This is a genomic window from Frankia sp. AiPs1 (assembly GCF_023716945.1).
In the GTDB taxonomy this organism is placed as follows: domain Bacteria; phylum Actinomycetota; class Actinomycetes; order Frankiales; family Frankiaceae; genus Frankia.
The window spans coordinates 1-998 of record NZ_JAMQQF010001039.1 but is presented as its reverse complement, the minus strand read 5'-3'; the positions used below and the strand labels follow the sequence as shown (position 1 = coordinate 998).

Below are 998 nucleotides of genomic sequence, written 5' to 3'. Positions count from 1 at the left end.
ATCTCCAGCAGCCGGGGCGCGGGCCCGCCACCGGCGGCGACCGCCCGGGCGATCGCCGTGAAGTCGGTGCCCCGCCACGTCCCCGGTACCAGGAAGACGTCCGCGTCGACGGCGGCGAGCGCGGCGCCCACCTCCCGCTCGCGGTAGATCGGGATGACCGGCGCCTGCACCGCACCGAGCCGGCGCAACGCGATCATCACCAGTAGCGTGCTGATCCGCGTCGGGAGCTGCCAGGCCACCCGGGTGCCGGCCGTGACCCCCTCGCCCGCCAGCGCCGCCGCGACCCGGTCGACCTTCGCGTCGAACTCGGCGAAGGTCAGCCGGGCGTCGTGCTCGTCGACGAGCATCAGCGCGTCGGGGGTCGCCTGCGCGCGCCGGGCCACTAACCCGTCAACCGTCGGGGCGCTCAGCAGCCACGGCCACCGCTCGGCGGCACGCGCGAGATCCACCGCCTCGGTCGCGAACTGTTCGCCCGTCGCCGTCTGTTCGCCCGTCGCCGTCTGTTCGCCCGTCGCGGACTGCTCGCTCGACACCGACGTCATGACGCGACTCCTCCAGCAGAATGCGGACGGCCCTGTCGTTGACGGCCCTGTCGTTGACGGCCCTGTCGGACAGGTGCTCTCCTTGACCAGGGCAACCACATCAAAGAGTTGAATCCTTTGTCAACATGGCTGGGCTGGTCACCATGGCTGTATTGGTCAACATGGCTGTGTTGGTCAACGTGGCACGGGCTGCCGGACCGCGACGGGCGAAGGAGACAGTGGATGAACCGACCCAGCACGCCGAGGGCGGCCGGCGGTCCGCTCGCCGGGCTGCGGGTGCTCGACGCCGCCTCCCTGTACGCCGCTCCCCTGCTCGCGAGCCTGCTCGCCGACCAGGGCGCGGACGTGGTCAAGCTGGAGCCCCCCGGCGGGGACGCCTACCGGGCGACCGCGTTCTGGCCGTTGGTCGCGCGGGGCAAGCGGTCGGTCGTCCTCGACCCGGCCGACGCCGACGGG

Annotated in this window: 2 protein-coding genes; one reads left to right on the top strand and one right to left on the bottom strand. The window is 72.4% G+C overall.

The genetic code is table 11. The features are described from left to right. The coding region (locus ND748_RS32715) for an AMP-binding protein (protein WP_251750120.1) at positions 1-542 on the bottom strand (542 nt) is incomplete at its 3' end. 222 nt (positions 543-764) lie between these two features. Between ND748_RS32715 and ND748_RS32710 the strand changes: the two genes are divergently transcribed. Then, positions 765-998: CoA transferase (locus ND748_RS32710; RefSeq protein ID WP_251750119.1), on the top strand; the 234-nt coding region annotated here is incomplete at its 3' end.